Origin of the sequence: Hahella sp. CR1, assembly GCF_029813005.1 — a bacterium.
In the GTDB taxonomy this organism is placed as follows: Bacteria; Pseudomonadota; Gammaproteobacteria; order Pseudomonadales; family Oleiphilaceae; genus Hahella.
On record NZ_JAPELK010000005.1, the window covers coordinates 444,383 to 469,308 of the forward strand.

Consider the following 24,926-nt stretch of genomic DNA (forward strand, 5'->3'; position numbering starts at 1 on the left):
CATGCAGCAGAAAATAGGAACAACGTTGAAATGGACGGGGTTAGCTCTGGCGTATGCAGCAGCGTCAGGTTGTGGAGGCGGGGGGGATAGTGGAAATGGCGGAAATACGCCAAACACTAAGTTGGTTGCGGTTATAGCTGGTATCGCGCACAACTACACCTCTAGTGAGATTTCGATCGCTTCCGCCAAGGCTCCTTATGACATTGTTGAGGGCTATGCTGGATCTGATAAATCAGACATTACTGTAGCCGCATATGGAGACAGCTTTTATCGTATTGGAAAATTTAACCAAGACAATATATCGAAATATGGTTATGACAGTCCTGGAGCACCTGACTGGCAGTTTTCTACTGATGACGACGGAACTTCATTGAGCAATCCCTATGAGATGGTATTTGTCAGCGATTCAAAGGCTTATGTATTACGGTACGGTAGCTCATCTATCTGGGTTGTAGATCCGTCAGTTGCATTGAATGATGAAGCGCACTTTAAAACGGCGGAGATAGATCTGAGTAGTTATGATGACGACGGAAAGCCGGAAATGGCGGCTGCTGCGATATTCAATGGCAAGCTATATGTGATCATGCAGAACATGGATGCAAGCTTTGCTCCAGGAACTGCTTACCTCGCAGTGATTGATGTCGCAACTAATCAGGAGGTGAATATCTCCGGCGGGGACCAAAAAGGCTTGGCCTTGAATATCAAAAACCCTCACACCATTATTATTCAGGGCGGCAAATTATATATTGCTGGGCTTGGCCGATATGATAGCACTTATTCTGATCCCCCCCGTCCTGCTGAATATACTGGAGGGATTGAAGTAGTCGACCCAGATACTTATAACCACTACATACTTGTAGATGATGGCGATAATATTACCCATCCATATGGCTTGATTACGGGTATGGCTATCGTTTCTGATACGGTCGGGTACTTCAGGGGTTATGAAGGCGCCGAAAAGGCCACTCTTTACCGCTTCAACCCTACTTCCGGCACTGTTGTGGCTTCTGTAATTCCTGGTACTACAAGCGTTGATATTCGTGCAATCGCCGCCAGCCCATATGGCGAACTCTGGTTCGGCATTGGGGGAGCGAATCCTGACTTAGTAATAGCTAACACCTCAACGGAAACAGTCATTAAAACGATAGGCGTTAATAAGAACCCTGACAGAATTGTTTTCGCTGATGTAAAAGACTGACGTGCCCGTGCGTGCGCCCGTTTTAATGAGCTGTTTTGTTCTAGAAGGAAGTGTATCTGGATGACCAATAACATGCTTATGATCCAGGGAACCACTTCCGATGCGGGCAAAAGCACGCTGGTCACCGCGATGTGTCGCAGTCTGCTGCGGCGCGGCGTGAATGTGGCGCCGTTCAAGCCGCAGAATATGGCGTTGAACAGCGCTGTGACGATAGACGGCGGTGAGATTGGGCGGGCGCAGGCGGTGCAGGCGCAGGCCTGTGGCTTGCAGCCGCATACGGATATGAATCCGGTGCTGTTGAAGCCCAATACGGATATTGGCGCGCAAGTTATTATTCATGGCAAGGCCCGCGCTAATATGGACGCAGTGGCCTATCACGACTACAAACGCACCGCCATGCAGGCGGTATTGGAATCCTTTCAACGACTCTCTTCCGCTTACGATGCAGTTCTGGTGGAGGGCGCAGGCTCTCCGGCGGAGATTAACCTGCGCGATCGCGATATCGCCAATATGGGGTTTGCGGAAGCGGTCGACTGCCCGGTCATTCTGATTGCCGATATTGATCGCGGGGGCGTGTTCGCTCATTTGGTCGGTACCTTGGCTTTATTGAGCGAAAGCGAGCAGCGGCGTGTTCGTGGCTTTGTCATTAACCGTTTTCGCGGCGACATTGCTTTGCTTGAGCCGGGCCTGCAGTGGCTGGAGGAATATACCGGCAAGCCCGTGTTGGGAGTGCTGCCTTATCTGAACGGCCTGCATCTGGAAGCGGAAGACGCCTTGCCGCGAGACTCAATTGTAAAATCTGGTGCGACGCTTAAAGTCATCGCGCCCGCCTTGCCCCGAATCAGTAATCACACTGACTTTGATCCACTGCGCTTACACCCGCAGGTGGACTTCCAGTTTATCGGGCCGGGTCAGTCGCCGCCGTCTGCTGATCTCATTATCCTGCCTGGCTCCAAATCCGTACGCAACGACCTGCAGTGGCTGCGCGAAAATGGCTGGGAAGAGGCTATTCGCAAGCATCTACGTTATGGCGGTCGAGTCATCGGTATTTGCGGCGGCTACCAAATGTTGGGACGTAGCATCGCCGACCCGCATGGTTTGGAAGGAGGCGCTGGAGAGAGCGTCGGCCTCGGCTGGCTGGATATCGCCACCACGCTGGAGCCTGAAAAGCAATTGCGGCGAGTGGAAGGACGTCTCTGGTTGGATGACGCCCGGATTACCGGCTATGAGATTCATGCTGGAGTGACTCGCTGCGCAGCGTCGCAAACGTCGGCGGTGCGTCTTGAGGACGGGCGATTGGACGGCGTCGTCAGCGATGATAATCAGGTGCTGGGGCTGTATCTGCATGGACTGTTTGAAAGCCCTCAGGCATTGGCGGCGCTATTGCGCTGGGCTGGACTGAACGAAGTGCAACACCTGGATTACGATGCTTTACGAGAAGCTGACATAAATCGCCTGGCGGATGTCGTGGACCAGTACTTAAACTGGGACGAAATCGCAGGGTTTCTACAGGTTGGACCACACAGCGGCGACAGGGAGAGCAGGGCGTGAGGACGTTGATTCTAGGCGGCGTGAAGTCAGGGAAGAGCGCATTGGCTGAGCAATTGGCGATTTCCCAGGGGAAACCTGTCGTTTACATTGCCACGGCGACCGCCGGCGATGGCGAAATGGCCGCGAGGATCGCTCATCATCGCGCCCGCCGTCCTTCCGCCTGGGGATTGATTGAAGCTCCTATCTATCTCGCTGACGCCATGCGTGACGCCATGCAGGAAGGAAGTCTCGTACTGGTGGACTGCCTGACGCTTTGGCTTACCAATCTTTTGATCACAGACTCCAAAGAACTTTTTGAACAGCAACGGCAGGCGTTGTTGGACATGCTGTCCGACCTCGATGGCGACATCATCTTCGTCAGCAATGAAACCAACATGGGCATTACGCCATTAGGGGAGCTGTCGCGACGCTATTGCGACGAAGCCGGGCTCTTGCATCAGGCCCTCGCCGCCCTCTGTGATCGGGTTGTGCTGACCGTTGCAGGACTGCCTCATTGCTTGAAAGGTCGTTTGGAGCTTGCCTAAGTATACTGATTACTATTAAAAATAAGGTCTAAACCTTAGGTTGGGCCTGTTGATGTGTTAGCGCGTGGGTTTGGAAAACAACAATGACTGACTATTTGACGAGAAGAGGATGAAAATGGAATTTATCAGACGCTTGCGCGTTCCCCCGATAGACGACACGCTGGATGCGGCGTTGCACCAAAAAATCGATCAGAAAACCAAACCCCTGGGCGCATTGGGCCAACTGGAAAGGCTGGCGTTTCAGGTCGCCCGCATTCAGGGCACCATGACCCCCACTTTGAAGAATCCCCATATTCTGGTATTCGCCGGCGATCATGGCGTGGCGAAATCCGGCGTCAGCGCCTATCCACAGGACGTCACCTGGCAGATGGTGCATAACTTCCTGCAGGGCGGGGCGGCGATTAACGTCTTTGCGCGTCAGCACAATATCAATATGCGGGTGATCGACGCAGGCGTGAATCACGAATTTGAAGACTATCCGCAATTGGTGAAAGGCAAAATCGGCCCGGGGACAGAGAACTTTCTGGAGCAACCGGCCATGTCCGAGGAACTCTGCGAGAAGGCGTTGCGCCTGGGCGCGGCTCAAGTCGATGCGATTGCGGAAGAAGGCTGCAACGTCTTGGGCTTTGGTGAGATGGGCATCGGCAATACCTCTTCCGCCTCCATGCTGATGAGTTACCTTCTCGACGTCCCACTGGAGCACTGCGTGGGGCGCGGCACAGGACTGAGCGATGAGCAATTTGAGCGCAAAGTTAAATTATTGCAGCAGGCGGCGGATAAGTATCCTGACCTGAAAAACCCGATTGATATCCTGCAGACATTCGCCGGCTTTGAAATAGTCGCCATGGTCGGCGGCATATTGCGCGCGGCGCAAAACCGCATGCTGGTGCTGATAGACGGCTTTATCGCCACCGCAGCTTATCTGGCCGCTTATAAGCTGGCGCCGGCCATTGGCGAATATGCTATTTTCTGCCACCGCTCCATGGAGCAGGGGCATCAACATATGCTGGAAGCGCTTAAGGCGGACCCCATTCTGAAGATGGACTTGCGGCTGGGAGAAGGGACCGGCTGTGCGCTGGCGTATCCCTTGTTGCAGTCGTCTCTGAATTTCTTCAATGAAATGGCCAGCTTCGCGGACGCTGGCGTCAGTGAAAAAAGTTAGCGGACTCAATTCGTGAGCGACTACGAGCGCGTTGACCAAAGATCCCGAACAATCATGGACGGCGGCGAAACCGTGAATGAAACCGAGGCGTCCGCGGCGCAGCGCTGGGCGGAGATCCTGCGTCGGCAATGGCACCTGCTGATGCTGTCCTTGCAGTTCTATACCCGTGTCCCTGTGCGCTTACTGTATGACTTCAATGAAGCGGATCTGAATCAGGCCAGTCGCTATATCTCCCTGACTGGGTGGTTGGTCGCTCTTGCGGTCGCCTGCGCTTATTTGCTGGGCCTCTACTTCTATGGACCCTGGGGCGGAGCGGTGCTGGCTATTGCGGCAGGCGTTCTTATCACGGGCGCCTTTCATGAAGATGGACTGGCGGACGCCGCTGATGGATTCGGCGGCGGACACACGCCGGAGCGTATCCTGGAAATCATGAAGGACAGTCGGGTGGGAACCTATGGCGCGTTGGCGCTTGCGTTAAGTCTTTCTCTGAAAATGGTTATTCTGGCGCAGCTTGCTCCGGACGCCGCCCTGTTATTGCTTTGGATATCCCATGCCTGCAGTCGCGCCCTGGCGATCAGTCTGATCGCGAGTCTGGACTACGTGCGCGCGGACCAGCTCAGCAAGGTCAAGCCGGTCGCTAAAGGCATCGCAACGAGAGACATTGCCATTGCCGTAGTAATAGCGCTTGCGCCGCTGCTGTTGGCGGGCGTCAAAGCGCTGGCGTTGGCGGTTGTGGGCTTGTGGCTCCTGCGTCGCGCCAGTATTAGTTATCTGTCCCGTCGTTTGGGCGGCTACACCGGAGACTGTCTGGGCGCCGTGCAACAACTGGCGGAAATCGTTTTATTCCTGTTGCTGGGGGCGCTATGGAGCTCTATCTGATCCGGCATACTCGGGTTGCGGTCCCGAAAGGAACGCTGTACGGCCAATCCGATGTCGCACTGGCTGATACATTTGCGGAAGAAGCCGCCACCATTCGCAAGCAATTACCGGCGGCCTGGGACCTGCTTTACAGCAGTCCACTGACCCGTTGTAAAACACTGGCGGACTGGTTGGACCCCGCGCCGAGCTATGACAACCTTTTGATGGAAATGAGCTTTGGCGACTGGGATGGCAAGCTGCTAACCGACTTGCCGCAAAAAGAAGCCCGGGACTGGGGAGACAATTGGCTGACTCAGCGCACTCCGGGAGGCGAAGGTTTTCCGGATCTGTATCGGAGAAGTGAACAATTTATTGAACGTCTGGCGCGGGAAGCGAAGGGGAAAGTGGCGTTGGTGGTGGCGCATTCGGGCTTATTACGTTGTCTGTGTCTGCAACTGCATCCTGAATACAGCCGCTGGGACAAGTCGAAAACATTCAGCATCCCTCTCGATTATGGCGGCGTGATTCACATCCCCACTCCGAATCTGCCTGAACGGTAAGCTACTCTTTGCCAGCCTCGCGGCGCTTCAGCCAAGCCTCAAAATCCTCCGGCGCCATCGGCTGGGCGATATGGAATCCTTGAGCGATATCGCAGCCCAGTTTGGCGGCGTAATCCCAGTCATCCTGATTTTCCACTCCCTCCGCTACGATACTCATGCCCAGTTGTTTGCCCAGGGCGGCGCTGGAGTCAAAAATGGCGCGCGCCGCCTGGTCGCGATTGGACCCGTGGACAAAGCTGCCATCGATTTTGAGTTCGTCGAAGGGAATGCGCTGTAAGCGCTCCAATGAAGAATAGCCGGTGCCGAAGTCGTCAATGGACAGCCCCAACCCTTTGAGCTTGATGCGAGTGAGCACCTCCAGCATGGTCACCATGTCCTGTCCCACTTGGGTCTCGGTTATCTCAAGCGTGATTCTCGACGCCTCCACTTTATGGTGCTGGCAGTAGTGTTCCAGCAAGTGCGGCAGGTCCAGGATGGAAATAGAGGAAGAGGAAATGTTGATGGCGACCTGCAGATTGAGCTGCTTCTGCTTCCACTTCTGCATTTGATCTATCGCCTGGGCGATTACGGCGGTGGTGAAATCACCGACAAGATTGCTTTCTTCCGCTAATGGCACAAACGCGCCGGGGCCCAGCAAACCATGTTGTGGGTGCTTCCAGCGAGCCAGCGCTTCGACTCCGACGACGGCTTCCGTTTTCATATCCACCTGGGGTTGGTAATAAAGCGTGAGGTGGCCGTCATTCAAGCCCTGGCGCAGCTCGCTGGTATTGAGCAGAGAGCCGCCGGAAACTGTGTTACGGGAGCGGAAATAAGACTGGTAATGGGTGAGATAGTAAGTGAGGGCGTCAACGGTGACGGGCTTCTGCAACGACCCCAGCACATTCAGGTAGCGCGCCCGCGCCACATTCACTGCCGCTTTCAACACTTTGCTGTCTGCACCGCTGAATAGCAGAACGCCGCCCTGGTATTCATGTTCTGCCAGATGGCGCAGCAGTTCAATACCGTCCATGCCTGGCATCAGAAGATCCACCAGCAAAATATCGAAGTGGGAGTCGTCGCCTTCCAACAAGGTCAGCGCTTCTTCTCCGCTCGCAACGCTCTCCACACGCCCCAGATTAAGTCGCTGCAGCGTTTTGGTGATAATGCTGCGCATGAAGGCGTCGTCATCAATAATCAGGGCGTTCAGGTGACAAAACTGCTTTTCGCTCATAACAATCAATTCTTAACTCTTTTGATCTGTGTCGCCGAGGCTCGCTCCGTCAGTATCGGCCAAGCAGCCGCGATGTGGGGACGGAGCAGTCGGGGGCGACGGGGCTGCGTGACGGTTTGGCCGCAGTCAGCTCAACCTCCGTTATGGGCCAGCCAGTTTTGTAAATAATAGTCTACTTTTTCGAACTCTTGCTCAATCCCGCTGACTGCGAAGCGGATATCGCGCCAATTAGCGCCGCGCCCAGCCATTTCGGCTTTCTCACTCCATTCTCCCAGCGCTTCCGCGCCGATAGCGCGGGAGGAGGATTTGAGGCGGTGCGCTTCGAAGGTTACGGCTTCAGGATTGTCCTGTTGGGCCGCAAGCACCAGCGCCCTCAGGTTGGCGGCGGCGTCTTCCCGGTATTTGGTGAGAATTTCATGCTGGACGTCTATATCCGGCCCCACAGAGTCGCTCAAGACATTGAGGTCCACGGAGCCTTCCACCATTTCCGGGTGGTCCGCGGGGTTGAGCTTGCGGCGCTGATGCGGCAGCCATTTGGCCAGCGTCTCATAGAGTTTGCGAATTTCCACAGGCTTGGAAAGATAGTCGTCCATGCCCGCGTGCAGGCAGCGCTCCGCTTCACCACGCAAGGCGTTGGCGGTAATCGCGATAATGGGGGTGCGCAGGCCTGCGCCTTCTTTTTCCCGGATCGCCGAGGTCAATTGAAAGCCGTCCATTTCCGGCATATGGCAATCGGTTAGCACCAGATCCACCTGACGCTGCTGCCATACCGCCAGCGCCTGGCAACCGTTCTCCACAATAATGCAGTCGAGACCGAGTCGTTTCAGCTGCAGGCGGATGACCTCCTGATTGGTGAGGTTGTCCTCCGCCACCAGTATGCTCACAGGGTGCAGACCTGGGCGATTCGGCACGTCGAAACGGGGGATCTTGTCCGGGTCCTGAAAGTGTCTGACCGGTGGACTGCAACGCCCTGCCGCCGCTGCGGCGGCCATCACAAGATCATTACGACACAGCGGGTAGACATAGACTTTGACGGAATCCGGCGGCGGATTCAGTGACCGATAGCGTCGCGGCGTCAGGATGATAAAGCGCACGTCCTGCCCCCAGGGTTGTCCACGCAGCTTCAGCAAGGGAGAGAGATCGCCGTCCTGCTCCGCGTAGGTCAGCAGAACGGGAGGCGTACGGTCCAGTTGCAGGGCTTTGGAGAGGTGCGTGGACGCTTCTTTTATGCCCTGGCAGCTTTGCACCGTTGCGCCGAATTTCAGCAAGTAGCTGGTGATTGTCGCCCGAGTGAGTTCGTCGCTTAGGACCACCAGCATTTCTATGCCATCCAGTGTGGGCGGCGGCTCAACGCGAGCGCCTGGAGCGGCGGCCAGGGTCAGATTGAGCCGGAATTCCGTGCCCTGTCCCGGCTCGCTGGCGACTTCTATGGCTCCGCCCATTATCTCCGTTAAGCGTTTGCAAATGGACAAGCCCAGCCCAGTGCCGCCATAGCGACGAGTGGTGGAGCTTTCCCCTTGAGTGAAAGGGCTGAACAGCTTGTCCAGGGTGCCCCGGTCCATTCCGATGCCGTTGTCTTTGACGCTGATGCGGATGGAATAGAGCTGACCCGCGCTGTGCAGAAGGTCGGCGCGCAAGGTGACGCACCCTTGTTGTCCGTTGGCGGTGTCGGTGAACTTGGTGGCGTTGCTGCACAGATTGAACAGAATCTGGCGCAGACGCACTTCGTCGCCGATAAGCGCGTCGGGAATGTCCGGGTCCACGTAGCAATGCAGGTGCAGATTGCGTTTGTTGGCGCTGGCCGCCACTGTCTCCGCCACGCCTTCGATAATTTCCTCCACGGACAGGGTGATGTTCTCCAGCTCCATGCGTCCGGCTTCTATTTTGGAGAAATCGAGAATGTCGTTGAGAATATTCAGCAGGGAGAAGGCGGAGTCCCTTACTGTGCTGATCATCTTGGTTTGTTCGGCGCTGAGCTGCGAATGCGACAGCAGCTCCAGCATTCCCAGGATACCGTTCATCGGCGTGCGGATTTCATGGCTCATTGTGGCCAGAAACAAGCTTTTGGCCTCGTTAGCGCTTTCCGCCGCTTCTTTGGCGTCGAGCAGCTTGCGATTGGTTTCCGCCAGCTCAGCGGTGCGCGCGTCTACGCGTTTTTCCAGGGCGGTATTCAGCGCCAGTATTTCGCCTTGGGCTTTAGTGACCGCTTCCACCTTGTTTTGCAGGCGTGCGTTGACCCGCTGGTAATCATCATGGGTCGTGGACAGGTCGCGACTGGCGCGCTCCAGTTTCAACTGCAGTTCCTGGGATTCGTCCAGCAGTGGAATGGTGTCGTCCAGCACCTTTAACATGGGCGTGAAGATTTGCGCCAGGTCATTGAACCAGTGATGAGGGGCCTGCAATAACCAACAGCGCGGCCCCAGAGGTTGCAGATCAAAGGCGTCGCCGAAGCTGACTATCGCTCCCTGTAAGCGGTCGCTGCGATGGTCGACAATGGCGAGCACCTGCTCGGAATTATCGGTGACCACCACAACCGGTCCGGCCACCAGATCGCGTTTTTGCGGGTGGCGGAAGGTGAAGCCTGGCGGTGCGGGGTCGAGCGTACTGATTAACCTGGCTTTCATTTATTATCAATGCCCTACGGAAGCGCGAACGGGTTATTCGGATATTAACAGAAGTACATAGGTCATGTTGTGGAACAAGTTTCTTGAATAACCCTTCGCGGTCTTGAGCGGACCGATCTCCCCAAATGACGGAAACCCTGCGATGGGCAGGGCGCTGCCGAAGTGCTCCGCCAAGGCGCGGATTTCATGTTCGATCTCATGTCCCAATAGCCATTTACGGCCCACGCAGCTGACAATAAGCGCAGCGACAGGTTTCACGCCGCGTTTACGCGCCTTTTCGGCGATGCTGTATACCTCGCTGATAATGGTTTCCGGTTGCGCCAGACATACTTGTACCGTCTTGCCCTGTTCTATGCCGCCATAGAGCCCCAAAAAACGCTCGGAAACGGAAAAGTCGGGCACGATGGATCGTAGTCGGGTGATATCCGGTTCGTCAGAATCAATAATCGACAGGGAGGTGATGCCACGGTCCGATTGTAGTACCGGCTTGCCGGTTTCCCGTTCGATAAAATCCATGGCGTCGGTGCCGTCGATGGAGAAAATCGTGGCGCCTTCCGCTTTGTCGATGACTCCCGGTTGGCCGACAGCATTCAGGGTGTTGCCGATGGAGATATCAAAATGCAGCTCGCCGGACGCCGTCATGACAACCACCGCGTCGGAAAGGGCGCGACGGTTGGCGTACAGGGTGCAACTGGCCATCTTGTTGTCGTCGGCGGCGAAGCCTCCGACAATGGGAATGTCCGTCTCGAACTCCAGCACTTTTTCAATCTGCGAGGCGTCGGCGCGAAAATCCGACACCATAAACATGCATGTTGGTTTGTCGTCGCCACAGGCTTGCAGCGCGTCAGACAGGGCGGTGCGCGCGGTCTGCGCCGGTTGCTCGCCAACGCCTAATGCGTGGGAGGCGCGCCACCTGACCAGGCCTTCCGAGTTGAGCGCCAGCGCGCAGGCTCCGATGTCCCGCGGCCCTTCGCTTTCAAAGAATCCGTCTCCGGTGCTGCCGATAATCACCAGGTCATCATTGCCAATACTGTCGTACAGCCCTTCGACAAGTTCTTGCGGGTTTTCATAGTGAACGGTGGAGAATAAGAAGATGACTTCAGGGCTTATGGCGGCGAGCACGTCGCCCATCATGGTCCCCGCCCGATATGGATCGGCGGCGTTCGTGGAAGTGGAGCAGGCTTTCATGGGACACCTTCACGGTAACAGCTGTTATTAATATGACGGCTCAAAGCCAGTGAAATGCATCAGTTCAGGCGTTACCTAAAGTCTAGTTGCTCAATGGTGAGAATTCATCCCACCCAATAAAGTTCTCCGCGCCATATTTCGCCCTGATTTTCCCATCGGTTCGCCCTATTTGTTTGTTTTTATAGCCACAGAGCAAACAAAGGAGCGGGCAAGGTGAACGTAAGAGAAGTAAATTGGCGGCGATTTGGGCTGCATTCTCCACTGGGCAAAGCTTTTATGATTGGCGTGCTGATCCTGATATTGCAGATTCCCATCATGGAGATTAATGGTCTGATCGGAGAACGCAGCGTCAGATACCATAATGTTGTGACGGAGATTACTGAGAAATGGGGCGGCGAGCAGACCGTGAACGGCCCCTTTCTTGTCATACCGGTGGACACCGCATCCAACGCAGTCGCTTCGGAGACCGCCGCCAGACCTGTTATGCGGACCCATTATCTAATGGTGACGCCGACCTATTTGCACGCAAAATTTAAAGTGATCAGCGATATCCGATATCGAGGTATTTATGAGGCGCCTCTTTATCATACGGACGCCAATCTGAAAGGGGCGTTTGACCTGCGTCCGCAATTGCAGGAGCTGGAGGAAAACCAGTCGCTACGGTTAAAAGACGCCTATCTTTCGGTAGCGATTGGGGATGTAAAAGCGATTCAAAGTCCGATTAAGTTTCTTTGGAATGAGCACGAGGCTGCGCCTTCGCCCGGCGGCGGCATGGCTGACGTCAGCGGCGTACATATGCGACTGCCGGTAGGATCGATCCGCACCGACGCCCCTAATGATTTCAATCTGGCGATTCGTTTAAAAGGCGCACAGGCGTTGTATGTATCGCCGGTCGGGCAGGAAAGCAATATCGAAATCGATGGAGACTGGTTAGATCCGAGCTTCCAGGGAAATTGGCTGCCGGTGGAGCGTAAGCTGGAAAAGGACGCCTTTTACGCTAAATGGGACATTCCGTTTCTGGCCAAAGGGGTTCCCGCTTCCTGGACGGGGTCAGCGCCTGCCTTGCTTGATCAGGTTTCGCCATTAGTCGGCGTGTCGCGACCTGCTGCGGGGGCGGGATATCAGGAAATCAGCCGTTCGGTGAAGTATGCGTTACTGTTTCTTACCTGCACCTTTGCGTGCCTGTGGCTCTTTGAAGTCATCAGTGGCGTGCGCATCCACGTTATGCAGTACTTGTTTACAGGACTGACTCTGTGTTTGTTCTATCTGCTGTTTCTCTCCCTTTCAGAGCATTTGGGGACCTGGGCCGCATATTTGATCGCCTGTGGCGCGGTCATTGGGCAGGTAGGATGGTACGCCGGGCAGTTTATCCGGCGGAGAAAGCTAACCATCGCCTTCGTCACGTTATTGATTGTGTTGTACGGCTATCTATTATCGCTACTGAACGAACAGGATCTGGCGCTGCTGTACGGCTCTCTGGGATTGTTTGTCATCCTTAGCGCAGCGATGTTCGCCACGCGCAGAATCGACTGGTATAACCTGCGGGGCGGCGAAGGAGACATAAGGGAAGCTTGACCGGAATAACTGGCGCGAGGCTCAGAGGTCTTCGCGCCAGCCATCCAGTTTCAGTTCCTGGCCTTCCTTGACCGTCTCCATCACGACATAGCTGCGCGACTCCCTCACGCCAGGCAGCACCAGTATCTTTTCTCCCAACAAAGCCCGGTACTGATCCATGTTGGCCACCCTGGCTTTTATCAGATAGTCGAAATTGCCGGAGACAAGGTGACACTCCTGCACTTCGGGAACCTTGATGACGGAGTCCTTGAAGTCGGCGAATACATCCCTGGAGGTTCGGTTCAAACCGATTTCAATGAACACCACCAGACCCACGCCCAGCTTTTTAGCGTTCAGAACAGCGGTATAGCGCCGAATGTAGCCGTCTCTTTCCAGCCGTTTTACCCGTTCAAGGCAGGGAGTGGGGCTCAGGTTCACCCGCCGGGACAGTTCACTGTTACTAAGGCGTCCTTCACTTTGTAGTTCGCGCAAAATGGCGTGGTCTATGCGGTCCAGCTGCTTTTTCATTTTTTGCCAGTCAAATGTGCTGAAAGTTTTAAAATAAAAGAATAAAACACCAAGTTTAATTTTAACAACAGAGATAAATTCTGCATACAAAGCGTAGACTGGAATTATTACTAACCTTGAGAGGGCTTATTAATGATTGTCGGTGTACCAAAAGAAGTAAAAAACCACGAATACCGTGTCGGATTGACTCCCGCCGCTGTCCAGGAGCTGATTCGCAATGGACACAAAGTGGTGGTGCAAAAGGATGCCGGCGCAGCCATCGACTTCTCTGACGAGCAGTATGTCGCGGCTGGCGCGGAAATCGCCGCTACCGCTGAGCAAGTGTTTGAAGTCGCCGATATGATCGTCAAGGTGAAAGAACCTCAAGCTCAAGAACGCGCTATGTTGCGTCCTGGGCAAACTCTGTTTACCTATTTGCACCTGGCCCCAGACGTTCCTCAGACTCAAGATCTGTTGAACAGCGGCGCCACCTGTATCGCTTACGAAACTGTTACTGACGCGCAAGGTCGCTTGCCGTTGTTGTCTCCCATGTCAGAAGTCGCTGGACGCATGAGCATCCAGGCTGCTGCGCGCTGTCTGGAAAAATCCCAGGCGGGTCGTGGTCTGCTGTTGGGCGGCGTTCCTGGTGTGGAAGCGGCTCTGGTCGTGGTTCTTGGCGGTGGTGTGGTTGGCTTTAACGCCACTCAGATGGCTGTCGGCATGGGCGCGCGGGTTGTTGTAATGGACAAGTCCGTTGACGTGCTGAGACGCTTCGACGCAACTTTCGGCAACAGCGTCCAAACCGTATTCTCCACTGCGCAAGCGGTTGAAGAGTGGGTAACTCAGGCTGACGTGGTAATCGGCGGCGTTCTGATTCCAGGCGCAGCGGCTCCAAAACTGGTTTCTCGCGAAATGGTGAGAAAAATGAAGCGCGGCGCGGCGGTTGTCGACGTGGCGATCGACCAGGGCGGATGCTTCGAGACTTCTCACGCAACCACTCACGCTGAACCGACCTTTATCGTTGACGACGTTGTTCACTACTGCGTAGCCAACATGCCTGGCGCTGTAGCGCGTACTTCTACTCTGGCGCTGACCAACGCAACATTGCCATTCGTTCTGCAACTGGCCAACAAAGGCGCGAAGCAGGCTCTGGAAGACAACGCCTTCCTGCTGCAAGGTCTGAACGTGGTGAAAGGTAAGCTGACCTGTCCATCTGTCGGCGTAGCTCAGGACATCGAGTCCCTGACTCCAGAAGAAGGTTTGGCGCTGCTGTAACAGGCGACATTGTTCTAACGGGTAAAACCGTTAAACCTCCGCAAAAGCGCTTCGGCGCTTATGCTCTCTAGTGCATTGGAGAATGGATTCTCGTCTTCCTTGCGGCCCTGAGTGGCCGCTTTTGTTTTTGCGGGGACCGCAAAACAGCGCAGAGGCAGGAGAACGTCCTTGTACTGTGCGTTTCCTGCTCGGCGGGACGCCTTAGTTGGCGTAATACATCCACTCAAAATACTCTCTCATTTCCTGCATAACCGTCACCTCATAGGGGTGGGTTAAAGCGAACAGCAGACTTTCGTTGGTTTCAGGTTTCATAACTTAAATCCTTCTTCTCAGTGGTTAGATTGAGACAATCCGTCTTCGTTGGGTTGTGGGTCTATCGTTTGGTTTGGGACACCTCTTTCACTCCAGTTTCAGCATAAGCCGTGCCAGTGGTTTTCAACTTCCGGGCAATTCACTGAAAGCAAAAGAAAAAGCGTTAATCTTTGGATAGCTTCCATGTAATCGAGGACGTTTTTCCTTCCTATTTCCGCCCCGGATATTTGCTGGAAGCTCCAAGATGGGGCGGTAATCCTGGAGTTTGGTCAATTAATGTGCGCTTGTGCAGACAAGTGTTGCGTCAGTCAATCCTTGACGCCGGCTCCATCAGCATTTGCAATCGTTCCGCGCGCATTATCAAAGCCGGGCTTTTTTCATCAAGGCCTAAACGGGTCAGATGTTCCGTCATTGGGTGGTCGGTTTCTCCGACTGTAAGCCTGACCGTGCCTGCAGGGTAGAGCTTTCCAAATCCTTTCAAACGTACTTTGGTTTTCGTAAGTCGATGCTCCACCTGGGTGTAAATCAGCAGGTTGACAGGAATCACTGGAATGCCGGGCAGCGTTTCGCCGCTCAAAGTAAAAAGCGTTTCGCCGTCAGAGCGGACTTGCGCGTGTATCTGCCTGCGTTGGCTGGCGAGGGTGATCTCCGCCGGAAAGCGCGGCAACCCCCACAGTTCTCTGCCAGTCGAGAGAGCGCTCTCAGATGTGACCGGGAGGTCCAACGGAAAAAAGCCGATACGGCGTTGATTAATAGGCAGGTACAAATCCAGCACGTTGCTCAGCGGCAGACTTTCACCTTCCGGCAGTACGGGAATAACCAGGCCGGCCTCTTTATGCGCGCCGATGGCGCAGCGCTTGTGATCATAGATACTGACCACCACCAACGTGTGAGAGCCCAGTGCAAAAGCCGGTTTGAGCCCGCTGCCCTTTAGCAGAGATGTCGCCGCCTCCACAGAAACGGGAAAGAATGCATTGATGCAGGCGCTGTCGCGGTAATTGATCGACGCGGAGAGTGCGCCTTTGTCTGTGCTTGGCATGGGAGTTGGAGTGGTTAATCCTAATTTGACTCCGGTCATCGGGATGTCTCCGCAGATGGCGTGGGTTGAGGCGGCGGCTCCTGGCCGGGTGATTTACACAGATTAACACGAACTTTCCCACTGGGTTTGATGTGAGTCAGTTCGCGCAGCCGGCGTGCTTCATGGTCCGCCGACATCCCTCCTGCTCCGCTGTATGACGCGCGCATTATCCCGGTGAAAAGCTGCTTTCACGCCGGTTGCGCCCGCATATGAATATTAACAAAGAAATTATTGCAAGCATGCGTCGCCAAGTACATTATGCAGCCGATTCCCTGTTGTTTAATGAGAGCGCGGTCGTGACATACTGTTTGGCGATATCCGTTGATGCCGGGTTGGTGTTTGCATCTGATTCCCGTACCAATGCAGGGGTTGATAACGTCAACACCTATCCCAAAATGTATTCGTTCAAAGTGCAGGAAAAGGCCTTTGTCACCGTGCTGACCTCCGGCAACCTGGCGACCACGCAGGCGGTGGTCAGACGCATCTCCCGCGACCTGGAAGATCCTTCTGGAGAAGGCGGGCTGGCCGCATGCAATGACATGAGCGACGCGGCTCGCTACATCGGCGCCTTGAGCGTCGAATTGAAAAACTATTACGAAAAGGATTTGAAGCAGGGCGCTAATTTCGACTGCACCCTGATCGTTGGCGGCCAATATCACGACGGTCCCCATGAGATATTCATGGTCTATCCTGAAGGAAACTATATTCAAAGCTCGCCCTATGCGCCGTACCTGCAGATAGGGGAGACGAAATACGGCAAGCCTATTCTGGATCGAGTGATCCGCAGTAACTCCAGTCTCGAGGCGGCGGCCCGTTGCGCCCTGGTTTCCATGGACTCCACCATGCGCAGTAATTTATCCGTGGCGCCGCCGTTTGATCTTCTGGTGTATGAGACCGGTAAACTGGAGCCGGCCCATGTCATGCATTTGAAGCTGAATTCGCCTTACTATGCGACATTGCGCAAGCAATGGAGCGAGGGGCTTAAGGCGTTGTTTAATGAGTTGCCGCTTTTCGAGTGGGAGAAAAATAAATAAGCGCCAAGGCGCGGTAGTTGCATAGAAGCGCTGCGATAAGATGAATTAACGTATTCCTTGACCGGACATCGCCTCCTATCCTTGTTGCGGAGCAAGGGAGCTAGCGAGAGTCAGTAAAGGATGCGTCATAACAATGCAGGCGCTTACCGACGATGACTAAGCAAGGGGGTTGCTATGAGTATTCTGGTAGGGATCAGACATCGAACGACATACACCTATGACCGACTGGTCAGTCTGTCTCCACACACTGTCCGACTTCGTCCCGCTCCGCACTGCCGCACGCCGATTATCAGTTACAGTCTGAACATTCATCCCAAACCGCACTTCATTAACTGGCTGCAGGACCCTTTCTCCAACTACGTTGCGAGGCTGGTTTTTCCAGAGAAGACGTCCAAGCTGGAAGTGGATGTGGATCTGGTGGCGGACTTAACCGCCTATAACCCTTTCGACTTTTTCGTTGAAAGCTTCGCGGAACATTACCCTTTCCAATACCCGGATAAACTGAAAGCCCAATTGGAGCCTTTTCTTGCGACGCAAGAGTGGGGGCCTCGCTTTGAGTCTTATTTAAAGTCGCTGCCCCGGAAGAAAAAGCCGATCAATGATTTTCTGGTCGAGCTGAATCAGACCCTTTGTAAAGACATCCAATACAACATCCGTATGGAGCCGGGAGTGCAGACTCCAGAGCATACGCTGGAGATAAAGCGGGGCTCCTGCCGGGACACCGCCTGGCTGATGATCCAGTTGTCGCGGCGGATGGGGTTGGCGGCGCGGTTTGTATCCGGTTATCTGGTGCAATTGACGCCGGACCAGAAATCGTTGGACGGTCCCAGCGGGCCGGAGAATGACTTCACCGACTTACACGCCTGGTGCGAAATCTTTGTTCCCGGCGCGGGCTGGCTGGGGCTGGACCCAACCTCCGGCTTATTCGCCGCGGAGGGACATATTCCGCTCACCTGTACTCCTAACCCGGAAGAAGCGGCGCCTATCCTGGGGTCTGTGGATGAGGCGGAAGTCGAATTCAGTTTCTTCAACCAGGTGACCCGAATAAAAGAAGATCCACGCGTTACCCGGCCCTTTACTGAGCGAGAGTGGGAAGACATTGACGCCCTGGGTCAACATATCGATGAGACGCTGACTCGTAATGACGTGCGTCTGACGATGGGCGGCGAACCGACATTCGTTTCCATTGACGATATGCAGTCGGCGCAATGGAACACGGATGCAGATGGGCCGGAAAAGCGGCGTCTGGCTTTTGACCTGTCCCTGCGGCTTAAAAAGCAGTACGCGGAAAACGGCTTTATGCATTACGGTCAGGGCAAATGGTATCCCGGGGAGCCGCTGCCGCGCTGGCAGTACGCCCTGTATTGGCGCAAAGACGGCGCCCCCCTGTGGCAGGGGCCGGAAGATGCGCTGAGCCACGACGCCAAGCCGGATGACGCGCGTGCTCTCATGGCGGCTTTCTGCCAGGAAATGGGTCTGTCCGACAGTGCGGTGCAACCTTGTTACGAAGACCCTTTCTACTACATGTGGCGTCATGCTCAACTGCCGGCGGGAGACGGTCCGCACGGAGATCATGAGGAACTGGCGCGCCGCACTTTGGCGCAGGTCATGCAACGGGGACTGAATCAGACAGTGGGCTATTGTCTGCCAATCGGTCTGAATCAGGTGACAGGCGTTTGGCGCACCTGTCTCTGGCGCTTTTTACAGGGCGCGCTGTACCTGAGTCCCGGTAATTCTCCTCTTGGTTTCAGGCTGCCTTTGGCGAGCCTTTCGTCCCATGAGCTCAGCGACGAGTACGAAGTGCATGAACGTGACCCGTTCGCTCCGTTGCCGCAGGAAATAAGGCCTCACGCAAAAGCTGAAAGCCGTCCACTGGCGGAGATGGTCATCCATACCGCAATGTGCACGGAAGTGCGCGACGGCTATCTACATGCCTTTATGCCTCCGGTCAGTACATTGGAAGAATATGTGACGTTGCTGGATGCCCTGTCCCGGGCGGCGACCAAGATCAAGCGCCCGGTGCGTATCGAGGGCTATCCTCCGCCTCATGATGTCCGACTGGTGAAAATGGTGGTGGCGCCGGACCCAGGGGTGATTGAAGTGAATATTCAACCCGCCTCGAGTTGGAATGAGCTTAAGCAGATTACAGAAACGCTTTACCACGAAGCGCGCCTGAGCCGCCTTGGAACGGAAAAGTTCATGTTGGACGGTCGGCACAGCGGCACCGGCGGCGGCAATCATGTGACGCTGGGCGGGCCTACGGCGGCGGACAGTCCGCTGTTGCGGCGTCCTGATCTGCTGCGCAGCCTGATTACTTTCTGGCAGCATCATCCCAGTCTGTCTTACCTGTTCAGCGGTATGTTTATCGGCCCCACCAGCCAGGCGCCGCGTCTGGACGAGGGACGGGTAGAGCGGATATATGAGATGGAGATCGCTTTCTCTCATATGCCTGCGGGAGACGTGCCGCAACCCTGGCTGGTGGACAGGCTGCTCCGCCACCTACTGACTGACCTGACCGGCAACACCCATCGCAGTGAATTCTGCATCGATAAACTGTATTCCCCGGACAGCAGCACAGGTCGCCTTGGCATTCTTGAGTTTCGCTCTTTTGAAATGCCGCCTCATGCGCGCATGAGCCTGGCGCAAATGCTGTTGCTGCGGGCCTGTGTGGCTCTATTCTGGGAGCGTCCCTACAAGCATAAGTTGATTGAATGGGGACACAGCTTGCATGACCGTTTTATGTTGCCTCACTTCCTGTGGCGTGATCTGACGGATGTGCTGCAGTTTCTGGCGGATAATGGCTACCCCTTTAAATCCCAATGGTATGAGTCTTTTCTGGAGTTTCGTTGTCCACGTGTCGGAACCATGGAGCTGGAGGGCGTTGAACTGGAGCTGCGGCATGCGTTGGAGCCCTGGTTTGTGCTGGGTGAAGAAGCCGCGGCAGGGGGAACGGCGCGCTACGTGGACTCCAGTATGGAGCGGCTGCAGGTCAAGCTGAGACTGGCGACGCCTGAGCGCCATGTGCTGACCTGCAATGGGCGCGTCGTCCCTATGTCTCCTGGCGGAGAGGAGGGCTGCTATGTCGCGGGGGTGCGTTATCGGGCCTGGCAGCCCTGGTCTGCATTGCATCCCACTATTGGCGTTCACTCGCCCCTGGTGTTTGATATTTTCGATACCTGGAACGGCCGCAGCCTGGGTGGATGCACGTACCACGTCATGCATCCGGGGGGCCGTAGTTACGAGCATTTCCCGGTCAATGCGCTGGAAGCGGAAGCGCGTCGCATCAGTCGTTTTGAGGATATTGGCCACACCCATGGCCCTCTGATTGCGCCGCCAGTCGTCAATGGCGGCGGGCGCTTTTATCCTCGTCGCGAGCCTCGCGTCGGCGCTGCGCCGCCCCGGCCCAAGCCCAACGCCAGCTATCCCTTAACCTTGGATTTACGCTACGATTAAGCTATGTCAGAAAACATAGCGCCCTCTACGCAACCCAGTCTGGATCTGACTGGGTTGCCATATTCCCCCCTCGCCACCGCATTCGATGAAATGCTGGGTTCCGGTGGCGAGGCGCGTCCTCACTGGCGCGCCTTTGCGGAATATTTTTCTCGGGTATCCCGGGACGATCTCGGGCAATTGCGTCGCGACACGCTGCGCCGTTTGAAAGAGCAGGGCGTCAACTACCACGTATACGACGACCCGCAGGGCATGCGTCGAACCTGGCAGTTGGACCCGCTGCCGATGGTGATGTCCGAAGCGGACTGGAACCCGATTGAAGCGGGATTACAGCAGCGGGCGCATTTGTACTCACGGGTGCTGGCGGATTTATTGGGACCGCAAACCTGTCTGAAGCAAGGGGTGTTGCCGCCGGAACTGGTGTTGCAGCATCCGGGGTTTTTGCGTTCGATGATGGGCTCCGCGGCGTTGCCGCTGAGTCTGTTCGCCGCGGATCTGGCCAGAGGCCCTGACGGCTCCTGGTGGGTGCTGGCGGATCGTACTCAGGGACCTTCCGGCGCCGGCTACGTCCTGGAAGCCAGAATGGTGACCAAGCGCGTTTTAAGTCAAAACGCCGTGGATTACGCCATCGCGCCGCTGGCGCAATTTTTCTATCACTTCAAACGTCATGTGGCGGCGCTGGCTCCGGACCAGCAAAAAGAGCCCACGATCGTGCTGTTGTCGCCGGGTATCGGCAACGAAGTGTATTTCGAACATGCTTATCTGGCGGCGCAACTGGGCATCACCTTAGTGCAGGGCGATGATCTGACGGTGCGTCAGGGGAAGGTCTACCTCAAAACCGTGGATGACCTGCAGCAGGTGGATGTCATTATCCGCCGGGTAGACGACGCTTTCTGCGATCCTCTGAACTTTCGCGCCGACTCCATGCTGGGCGTGCCGGGACTGGCGCAGGCGCAGGCGCTTGGACGGGTGGGAATGGCCAACCCATTGGGCGGCGGCTTTCTGGAATCGCCGGCGATGCTGCCGTTTCTCCCGGCGTTGTCGAAGCATTTTCTGGCGGAAGAGCTCAAGCTGCCCAACGTGGCCACTTGGTGGTGCGGGCAGGAGAAAGAACTCAAACACGTCCTGCAGAATCTGGATGACTTGGTGATCAAGACGGTAGACCGCCACGCACTGGTGTGTTTCGGGCCCAAAATGAGCGCACGGGAACGCGACGCACTAAAACGGCGCATTCAGGCGGAGCCCTGGCGCTATGTTGGGCAGGAACTGCTGAGCTTTTCCACCACGCCGACCCTGGTCGGCTCCGAGATTCAGCCGCGGCATCTGGTGCTGCGTGGATTCGCCGCCGGCGATGGCGAACAGTACGACGTCATGCCTGGCGGTCTGACACGGGTCTCGCCGGATGCGCATACCTTTCTGGTGTCCGGCCAATCTGGAGGATGGAGTAAGGACACATGGCTGCTGAAAAGTTCCGGCTCCATGCGCGATGTGCTGCGGCTGAGTCCAACCAAACAACGTCGTATCGCCTCCGCGGTGCTTACCAGCCGGGCGGCGGAAAACCTGTTCTGGCTGGCGCGCTATCTGGAGCGCACGGAATCACTGCTACGCCATATTCGCGCTTATGTGCGACGCCTGGAAAATTATATCGACTATGGCTTCGATACGGATAAAGCCGTGCTGGCAGGCATGTTGCCGGCGGTGGAAGCGTTCTGCGCTCTTGGTCGCGAAGGCCTGCCTACCGTTGAGGATTTGAAACAGTATGTGCTGGACTCCACCCGCGTGGGAGGCGTCGCTTTCAATCTGCGCGGCGCTATCAACTCCGCTTACACCGTGCGGGATCTGTGGTCCGGCGACTGCTGGCGCGCGGTGGAGGAGCTTGAGGAGTTGCTGGAGTACAGCGAAAAAAACCGCAGCGTGCTGGCGTTGGACCAGTTTATCCAGCCGTTTCTCACGGCTCTGTTGGCGTTTTTAGGGGCGAGTCAGGAGAGTCTGGCGTTGAACCAGGGAGGCCTCTGGTTGCAATTGGGGCGACGCCTGGAACGGGCGCAAAACACGCTATCCAGCACCCATAAAATTTGCGCGGAATTGGACGAAGACAACGAGGCGGGGCTGCGGGAAATGTTGCTCGAAGCCCATGACTGCCTGAGCAGCCATCGCCGCCGTTATGGCACTGAGTTGCCTTTTTACACGTTATGGAAACATTTACTACTGGAGCCTACCAACCCGCGTTCGTTGGTCTATGCTGTCAGTGAGCTGGAGCCCTTGCTGAGCTATTTGAACCCAACGCCGCAACAAGGACTCATCGGGCTCGAGAAGAACGTTCTGGCGATTCTTACGCCGCTGCGACTGGCGGATGCGGTGGAGTGGCGCGACCTCGAATTGACTCAGACAGAGTTGGCTCCCTTTTTGCAAAACCTGACACAACAACTAAATCAGTTTGGTCTGAATATTGAGCACCAATACTTCAAGCACGCCCAACCCCTCACCCGATTCATGCGCTGACGGCGTATTGCTGAGGGTGAAGCACGAGACGGTCTACCGCTATCCGGGACCGGCCTCGCTCGCCTATAACGCCGCCTGGCTGGAGCCGTTGTCCGGCGACGGTCAGATGCGCATTGAGCATCGCTTGAAGGTAGACCCCAAGCCGCAATTCCAGAACCTGAGGACAGACGCCTTCGGTAATCAGATGCACTACTTTGAAGTGCATAAGCCGCATTCTGCGCTCAAAGTGGTGAGCGAGGCGATTGTGGAGCGTCGTCCGAGGCCGCATAACGGGGCCTGCGCGGCGCCATGGGAGCGTGCGCGCTACGCCGCTGCGTCTGACCCGGCGGAACGCGCTGCGCTGTGCTCTTTCGCGTATCCGGACGCTTCGATTCCGATCATTGATGAAGTGATCGACTATACGTTGGTGAGCTTTCAAAAAGGACGGGCGCTGAATGAAGCAGTGAAAGACTTCGCCGCCCGCATCTATCGGGATTTCAAATACACGTCCGGCGCCACGCAGGTGGACACCAGCGTTACCGAATTCTGGGAGTTGCGCAAAGGCGTCTGCCAGGACTTCGCCAATCTGGCGGTATTGGGATTGCGGGCCATCGGGTTGGCGGCCGCTTACGTTAGCGGCTATGTGCTCACGCATCCTCCGGAAGGAGAGAAAAAGCGTCAGGGCGCGGACGCCTCTCATGCCTGGTTTGCGGTGCATGCGCCGGGCTATGGTTGGATTCATGTGGACCCGACCAACAATATGTGGGTGGCGAAAGAGCATATCATCGTGGCGATAGGGCGGAATTACACCGACGTACCGCCGCTCAAGGGCGTTTGTTACGGAGGGGGCCAGCAGCAGCCTGAAGTTGCGGTAACCGTAGACATAATAAAACGAGAGGATCTCTTCCATGGGCATTCAATGGAAAGACTATAAATACCCGGAACTCTATGACGAATTGATTGACGGGAAAGGGAAGCCAAGGAAAGTGGCGGAAACACTGGCCAGGCATATGGCGGAAATGGAGGACGAGGAGCTGGATCGGCTGAAAAGCACTTCCGAACTGGCGATCAAGGAAATGGGCATTACCTTTACCGTCTACGATCAGGAAGGCGGCTCCATCGACCGACAGTGGCCATTCGACATTATCCCCAGAGTGATGAGCAAGAAAGAGTGGGATGTGGTCGACGCCGGACTCAAACAGCGCGTCAAAGCGCTCAACATGTTTATCGACGACATCTATCACGACCAGAAGATTGTCAAAGATAAAGTCTTCCCCAAAGAGCTGCTCAGCAAATCCAAGAATTTCCGTAAGCAATGCATTGGCGTGAGCCCGGCTCACGGCGTGTGGGCGCATATTTGCGGCTCGGATCTGGTGCGGCACTCAGATGGCCAGATATACGTGTTGGAGGACAACCTGCGGGTGCCGTCCGGCGTGTCCTACCTGCTGGAAAACCGGCAGGTCATGAAACGCGTATTCGCAGACCTGTTCGGCGACTTCAGCATCTTGCCGGTGGACGATTACCCCTCGCAGCTATTCGATACCCTGGCTGCGCTATCGCCGCGTCCGGCGGATTACCCCCAGGTCGTGGTGCTGACGCCGGGCATCTATAACTCCGCCTATTTTGAACACGCTTATCTCGCCCAGCAGATGGGCTGCGAGTTGGTGGAAGGCACGGATTTGGTGGTGACTGACGACGACTGCGTTTATATGAAAACCATATATGGCCTGGAGCGGGTCGATGTGATCTATCGTCGCGTGGACGATCTGTTTCTGGACCCGGAAGCCTTCAACCCTGACTCAGTGCTGGGCGTGCGCGGCCTGATGCGGGCCTGGCTGAAGGGCAATGTGGCGCTGGCCAACGCGCCGGGCGCGGGGGTGGCGGATGACAAGGTGGTGTATGCGTTTGTGCCGGACATGATCAAGTACTACCTGAGCGAGGAAATGATCCTGCCCAATGTGCCCACTTATTTATGTATGAAAGACGAAGACCGCAAGTACGTGCTCTCTCATCTGGAGGAACTGGTGGTGAAACCCGCCAATGAATCCGGCGGCTACGGCATGCTGGTCGGCCCCAAATCCACCAAGAAAGAGCGGGAAAAGTTCGCGGAGCTGATCGAAGCCGATCCGCGCAACTATATCGCGCAGCCGACGCTGAATCTCAGCACCGCGCCTACGCTGGTGGACGGTAAGGTGGAGCCGCGACATCTGGACATGCGTCCTTTCATTCTTTCCAGTGATCAGATTTACGTGACCACCGGCGGACTGACCCGGGTAGCGTTGAGAAAAGGGTCGCTGGTGGTGAATTCCTCCCAGGGCGGGGGGAGTAAAGATACTTGGATCATAGACGAGGAGGCCTGA

At 55.8% G+C, this 24,926-nt stretch carries 18 protein-coding genes; 13 read left to right on the top strand and 5 right to left on the bottom strand.

Annotated features, from left to right (window positions below; genetic code table 11):
* Window position 1 precedes the first annotated feature (1 nt).
* The 6 genes from ONV78_RS15220 (at window position 2) to cobC (ending at window position 5,853) form a co-directional block, all read left to right on the top strand.
* Window positions 2-1,198 carry a hypothetical protein gene (locus tag ONV78_RS15220; RefSeq protein ID WP_279504286.1) on the top strand — a complete coding sequence of 399 codons (1,197 nt, stop codon included), beginning with the start codon at window positions 2-4 and terminating at the stop codon, window positions 1,196-1,198.
* A 60-nt stretch (window positions 1,199-1,258) separates the two neighbouring features.
* Window positions 1,259-2,749: a cobyric acid synthase gene (locus ONV78_RS15225; RefSeq protein ID WP_279504288.1), complete on the top strand. Its 1,491-nt coding sequence runs from the start codon at window positions 1,259-1,261 to the stop codon at window positions 2,747-2,749.
* A complete protein-coding gene (cobU, locus tag ONV78_RS15230) occupies window positions 2,746-3,273 on the top strand; it encodes a bifunctional adenosylcobinamide kinase/adenosylcobinamide-phosphate guanylyltransferase (protein ID WP_279504289.1) in 528 nt (175 codons plus the stop codon). The genes ONV78_RS15225 and cobU overlap by 4 nt, the downstream gene beginning before the upstream one ends.
* Window positions 3,274-3,388: 115 nt before the next feature.
* Window positions 3,389-4,435: a nicotinate-nucleotide--dimethylbenzimidazole phosphoribosyltransferase gene (gene cobT / locus ONV78_RS15235; RefSeq protein ID WP_279504290.1), complete on the top strand. Its 1,047-nt coding sequence runs from the start codon at window positions 3,389-3,391 to the stop codon at window positions 4,433-4,435.
* A gap of 12 nt (window positions 4,436-4,447) precedes the next feature.
* The gene (locus ONV78_RS15240; protein WP_279504292.1) at window positions 4,448-5,314 is read left to right on the top strand and encodes an adenosylcobinamide-GDP ribazoletransferase; all 867 of its coding nucleotides are present in this window, start codon (window positions 4,448-4,450) and stop codon (window positions 5,312-5,314) included.
* Complete coding sequence (gene cobC / locus ONV78_RS15245; protein WP_279504293.1) at window positions 5,299-5,853, top strand: alpha-ribazole phosphatase; 555 nt, start codon at window positions 5,299-5,301, stop codon at window positions 5,851-5,853. Before ONV78_RS15240 ends, cobC begins: the two co-directional genes overlap by 16 nt.
* Before the next feature lies 1 nt (window position 5,854).
* On the opposite strand, the gene ONV78_RS15250 is transcribed toward cobC, so the two are convergent.
* The 3 genes from ONV78_RS15250 to ONV78_RS15260 all read right to left on the bottom strand — a co-directional run bounded on the left by ONV78_RS15250 (window position 5,855) and on the right by ONV78_RS15260 (window position 10,875).
* Window positions 5,855-7,063, bottom strand: a complete 1,209-nt coding sequence (locus tag ONV78_RS15250) for an EAL domain-containing response regulator (protein ID WP_279504295.1) — start codon at window positions 7,061-7,063, stop codon at window positions 5,855-5,857.
* A 131-nt stretch (window positions 7,064-7,194) separates the two neighbouring features.
* Window positions 7,195-9,687 carry a hybrid sensor histidine kinase/response regulator gene (locus tag ONV78_RS15255; protein ID WP_279504297.1) on the bottom strand — a complete coding sequence of 831 codons (2,493 nt, stop codon included), beginning with the start codon at window positions 9,685-9,687 and terminating at the stop codon, window positions 7,195-7,197.
* 33 nt (window positions 9,688-9,720) lie between these two features.
* A complete protein-coding gene (locus ONV78_RS15260; RefSeq protein ID WP_279504299.1) occupies window positions 9,721-10,875 on the bottom strand; it encodes an FIST N-terminal domain-containing protein in 1,155 nt (384 codons plus the stop codon).
* Between the two features lie 213 nt (window positions 10,876-11,088).
* On the opposite strand from ONV78_RS15260, the gene creD reads away from it, so the two are divergent.
* Window positions 11,089-12,450, top strand: coding sequence for a cell envelope integrity protein CreD (gene creD, locus ONV78_RS15265; protein WP_279504301.1), 1,362 nt, complete (start codon window positions 11,089-11,091; stop codon window positions 12,448-12,450).
* Window positions 12,451-12,471: 21 nt separating this feature from the next.
* On the opposite strand, the gene ONV78_RS15270 is transcribed toward creD, so the two are convergent.
* Complete coding sequence (locus ONV78_RS15270; protein WP_127968550.1) at window positions 12,472-12,957, bottom strand: Lrp/AsnC ligand binding domain-containing protein; 486 nt, start codon at window positions 12,955-12,957, stop codon at window positions 12,472-12,474.
* Between the two features lie 132 nt (window positions 12,958-13,089).
* Here ONV78_RS15270 and ald point away from each other — a divergent pair, with 132 nt between their 5' ends.
* Entirely contained in the window at window positions 13,090-14,211 is a 1,122-nt protein-coding gene (gene ald, locus ONV78_RS15275) for an alanine dehydrogenase (RefSeq protein WP_127968551.1), read from the top strand.
* 616 nt (window positions 14,212-14,827) lie between these two features.
* Here ald and ONV78_RS15280 read toward each other — a convergent pair.
* Window positions 14,828-15,601: an acetoacetate decarboxylase family protein gene (locus ONV78_RS15280; RefSeq protein WP_279504305.1), complete on the bottom strand. Its 774-nt coding sequence runs from the start codon at window positions 15,599-15,601 to the stop codon at window positions 14,828-14,830.
* Window positions 15,602-15,897: 296 nt separating this feature from the next.
* On the opposite strand from ONV78_RS15280, the gene ONV78_RS15285 reads away from it, so the two are divergent.
* From ONV78_RS15285 to ONV78_RS15305, 5 genes are all read left to right on the top strand, one after another.
* The gene (locus ONV78_RS15285; RefSeq protein ID WP_279504307.1) at window positions 15,898-16,635 is read left to right on the top strand and encodes a proteasome-type protease; all 738 of its coding nucleotides are present in this window, start codon (window positions 15,898-15,900) and stop codon (window positions 16,633-16,635) included.
* 174 nt (window positions 16,636-16,809) lie between these two features.
* Window positions 16,810-20,088, top strand: a complete 3,279-nt coding sequence (locus tag ONV78_RS15290) for a transglutaminase family protein (protein ID WP_279504309.1) — start codon at window positions 16,810-16,812, stop codon at window positions 20,086-20,088.
* A gap of 3 nt (window positions 20,089-20,091) precedes the next feature.
* Complete coding sequence (locus tag ONV78_RS15295) at window positions 20,092-22,587, top strand: circularly permuted type 2 ATP-grasp protein (RefSeq protein WP_279504310.1); 2,496 nt, start codon at window positions 20,092-20,094, stop codon at window positions 22,585-22,587.
* Window positions 22,588-22,603: 16 nt separating this feature from the next.
* Window positions 22,604-23,500: a transglutaminase family protein gene (locus tag ONV78_RS15300; RefSeq protein ID WP_279504312.1), complete on the top strand. Its 897-nt coding sequence runs from the start codon at window positions 22,604-22,606 to the stop codon at window positions 23,498-23,500.
* Window positions 23,475-24,926 (top strand): circularly permuted type 2 ATP-grasp protein, encoded by a 1,452-nt coding sequence (locus ONV78_RS15305; protein WP_216736493.1) that lies wholly within the window; start codon window positions 23,475-23,477, stop codon window positions 24,924-24,926. Before ONV78_RS15300 ends, ONV78_RS15305 begins: the two co-directional genes overlap by 26 nt.

Coding starts and splice junctions, on each gene's coding strand:
- ONV78_RS15225 (WP_279504288.1), top strand. CDS start 1,259: ATGACCAATAACATGCTTATGATCCAGGGAACCACTTCCGATGCGGGC.
- cobC (WP_279504293.1), top strand. CDS start 5,299: ATGGAGCTCTATCTGATCCGGCATACTCGGGTTGCGGTCCCGAAAGGA.
- ONV78_RS15260 (WP_279504299.1), bottom strand. CDS start 10,875: ATGAAAGCCTGCTCCACTTCCACGAACGCCGCCGATCCATATCGGGCG.
- ONV78_RS15270 (WP_127968550.1), bottom strand. CDS start 12,957: ATGAAAAAGCAGCTGGACCGCATAGACCACGCCATTTTGCGCGAACTA.
- cobT (WP_279504290.1), top strand. CDS start 3,389: ATGGAATTTATCAGACGCTTGCGCGTTCCCCCGATAGACGACACGCTG.
- ONV78_RS15280 (WP_279504305.1), bottom strand. CDS start 15,601: ATGACCGGAGTCAAATTAGGATTAACCACTCCAACTCCCATGCCAAGC.
- ONV78_RS15250 (WP_279504295.1), bottom strand. CDS start 7,063: ATGAGCGAAAAGCAGTTTTGTCACCTGAACGCCCTGATTATTGATGAC.
- ONV78_RS15255 (WP_279504297.1), bottom strand. CDS start 9,687: ATGAAAGCCAGGTTAATCAGTACGCTCGACCCCGCACCGCCAGGCTTC.
- ONV78_RS15295 (WP_279504310.1), top strand. CDS start 20,092: ATGTCAGAAAACATAGCGCCCTCTACGCAACCCAGTCTGGATCTGACT.
- ald (WP_127968551.1), top strand. CDS start 13,090: ATGATTGTCGGTGTACCAAAAGAAGTAAAAAACCACGAATACCGTGTC.
- ONV78_RS15305 (WP_216736493.1), top strand. CDS start 23,475: ATGGGCATTCAATGGAAAGACTATAAATACCCGGAACTCTATGACGAA.
- ONV78_RS15290 (WP_279504309.1), top strand. CDS start 16,810: ATGAGTATTCTGGTAGGGATCAGACATCGAACGACATACACCTATGAC.
- ONV78_RS15220 (WP_279504286.1), top strand. CDS start 2: ATGCAGCAGAAAATAGGAACAACGTTGAAATGGACGGGGTTAGCTCTG.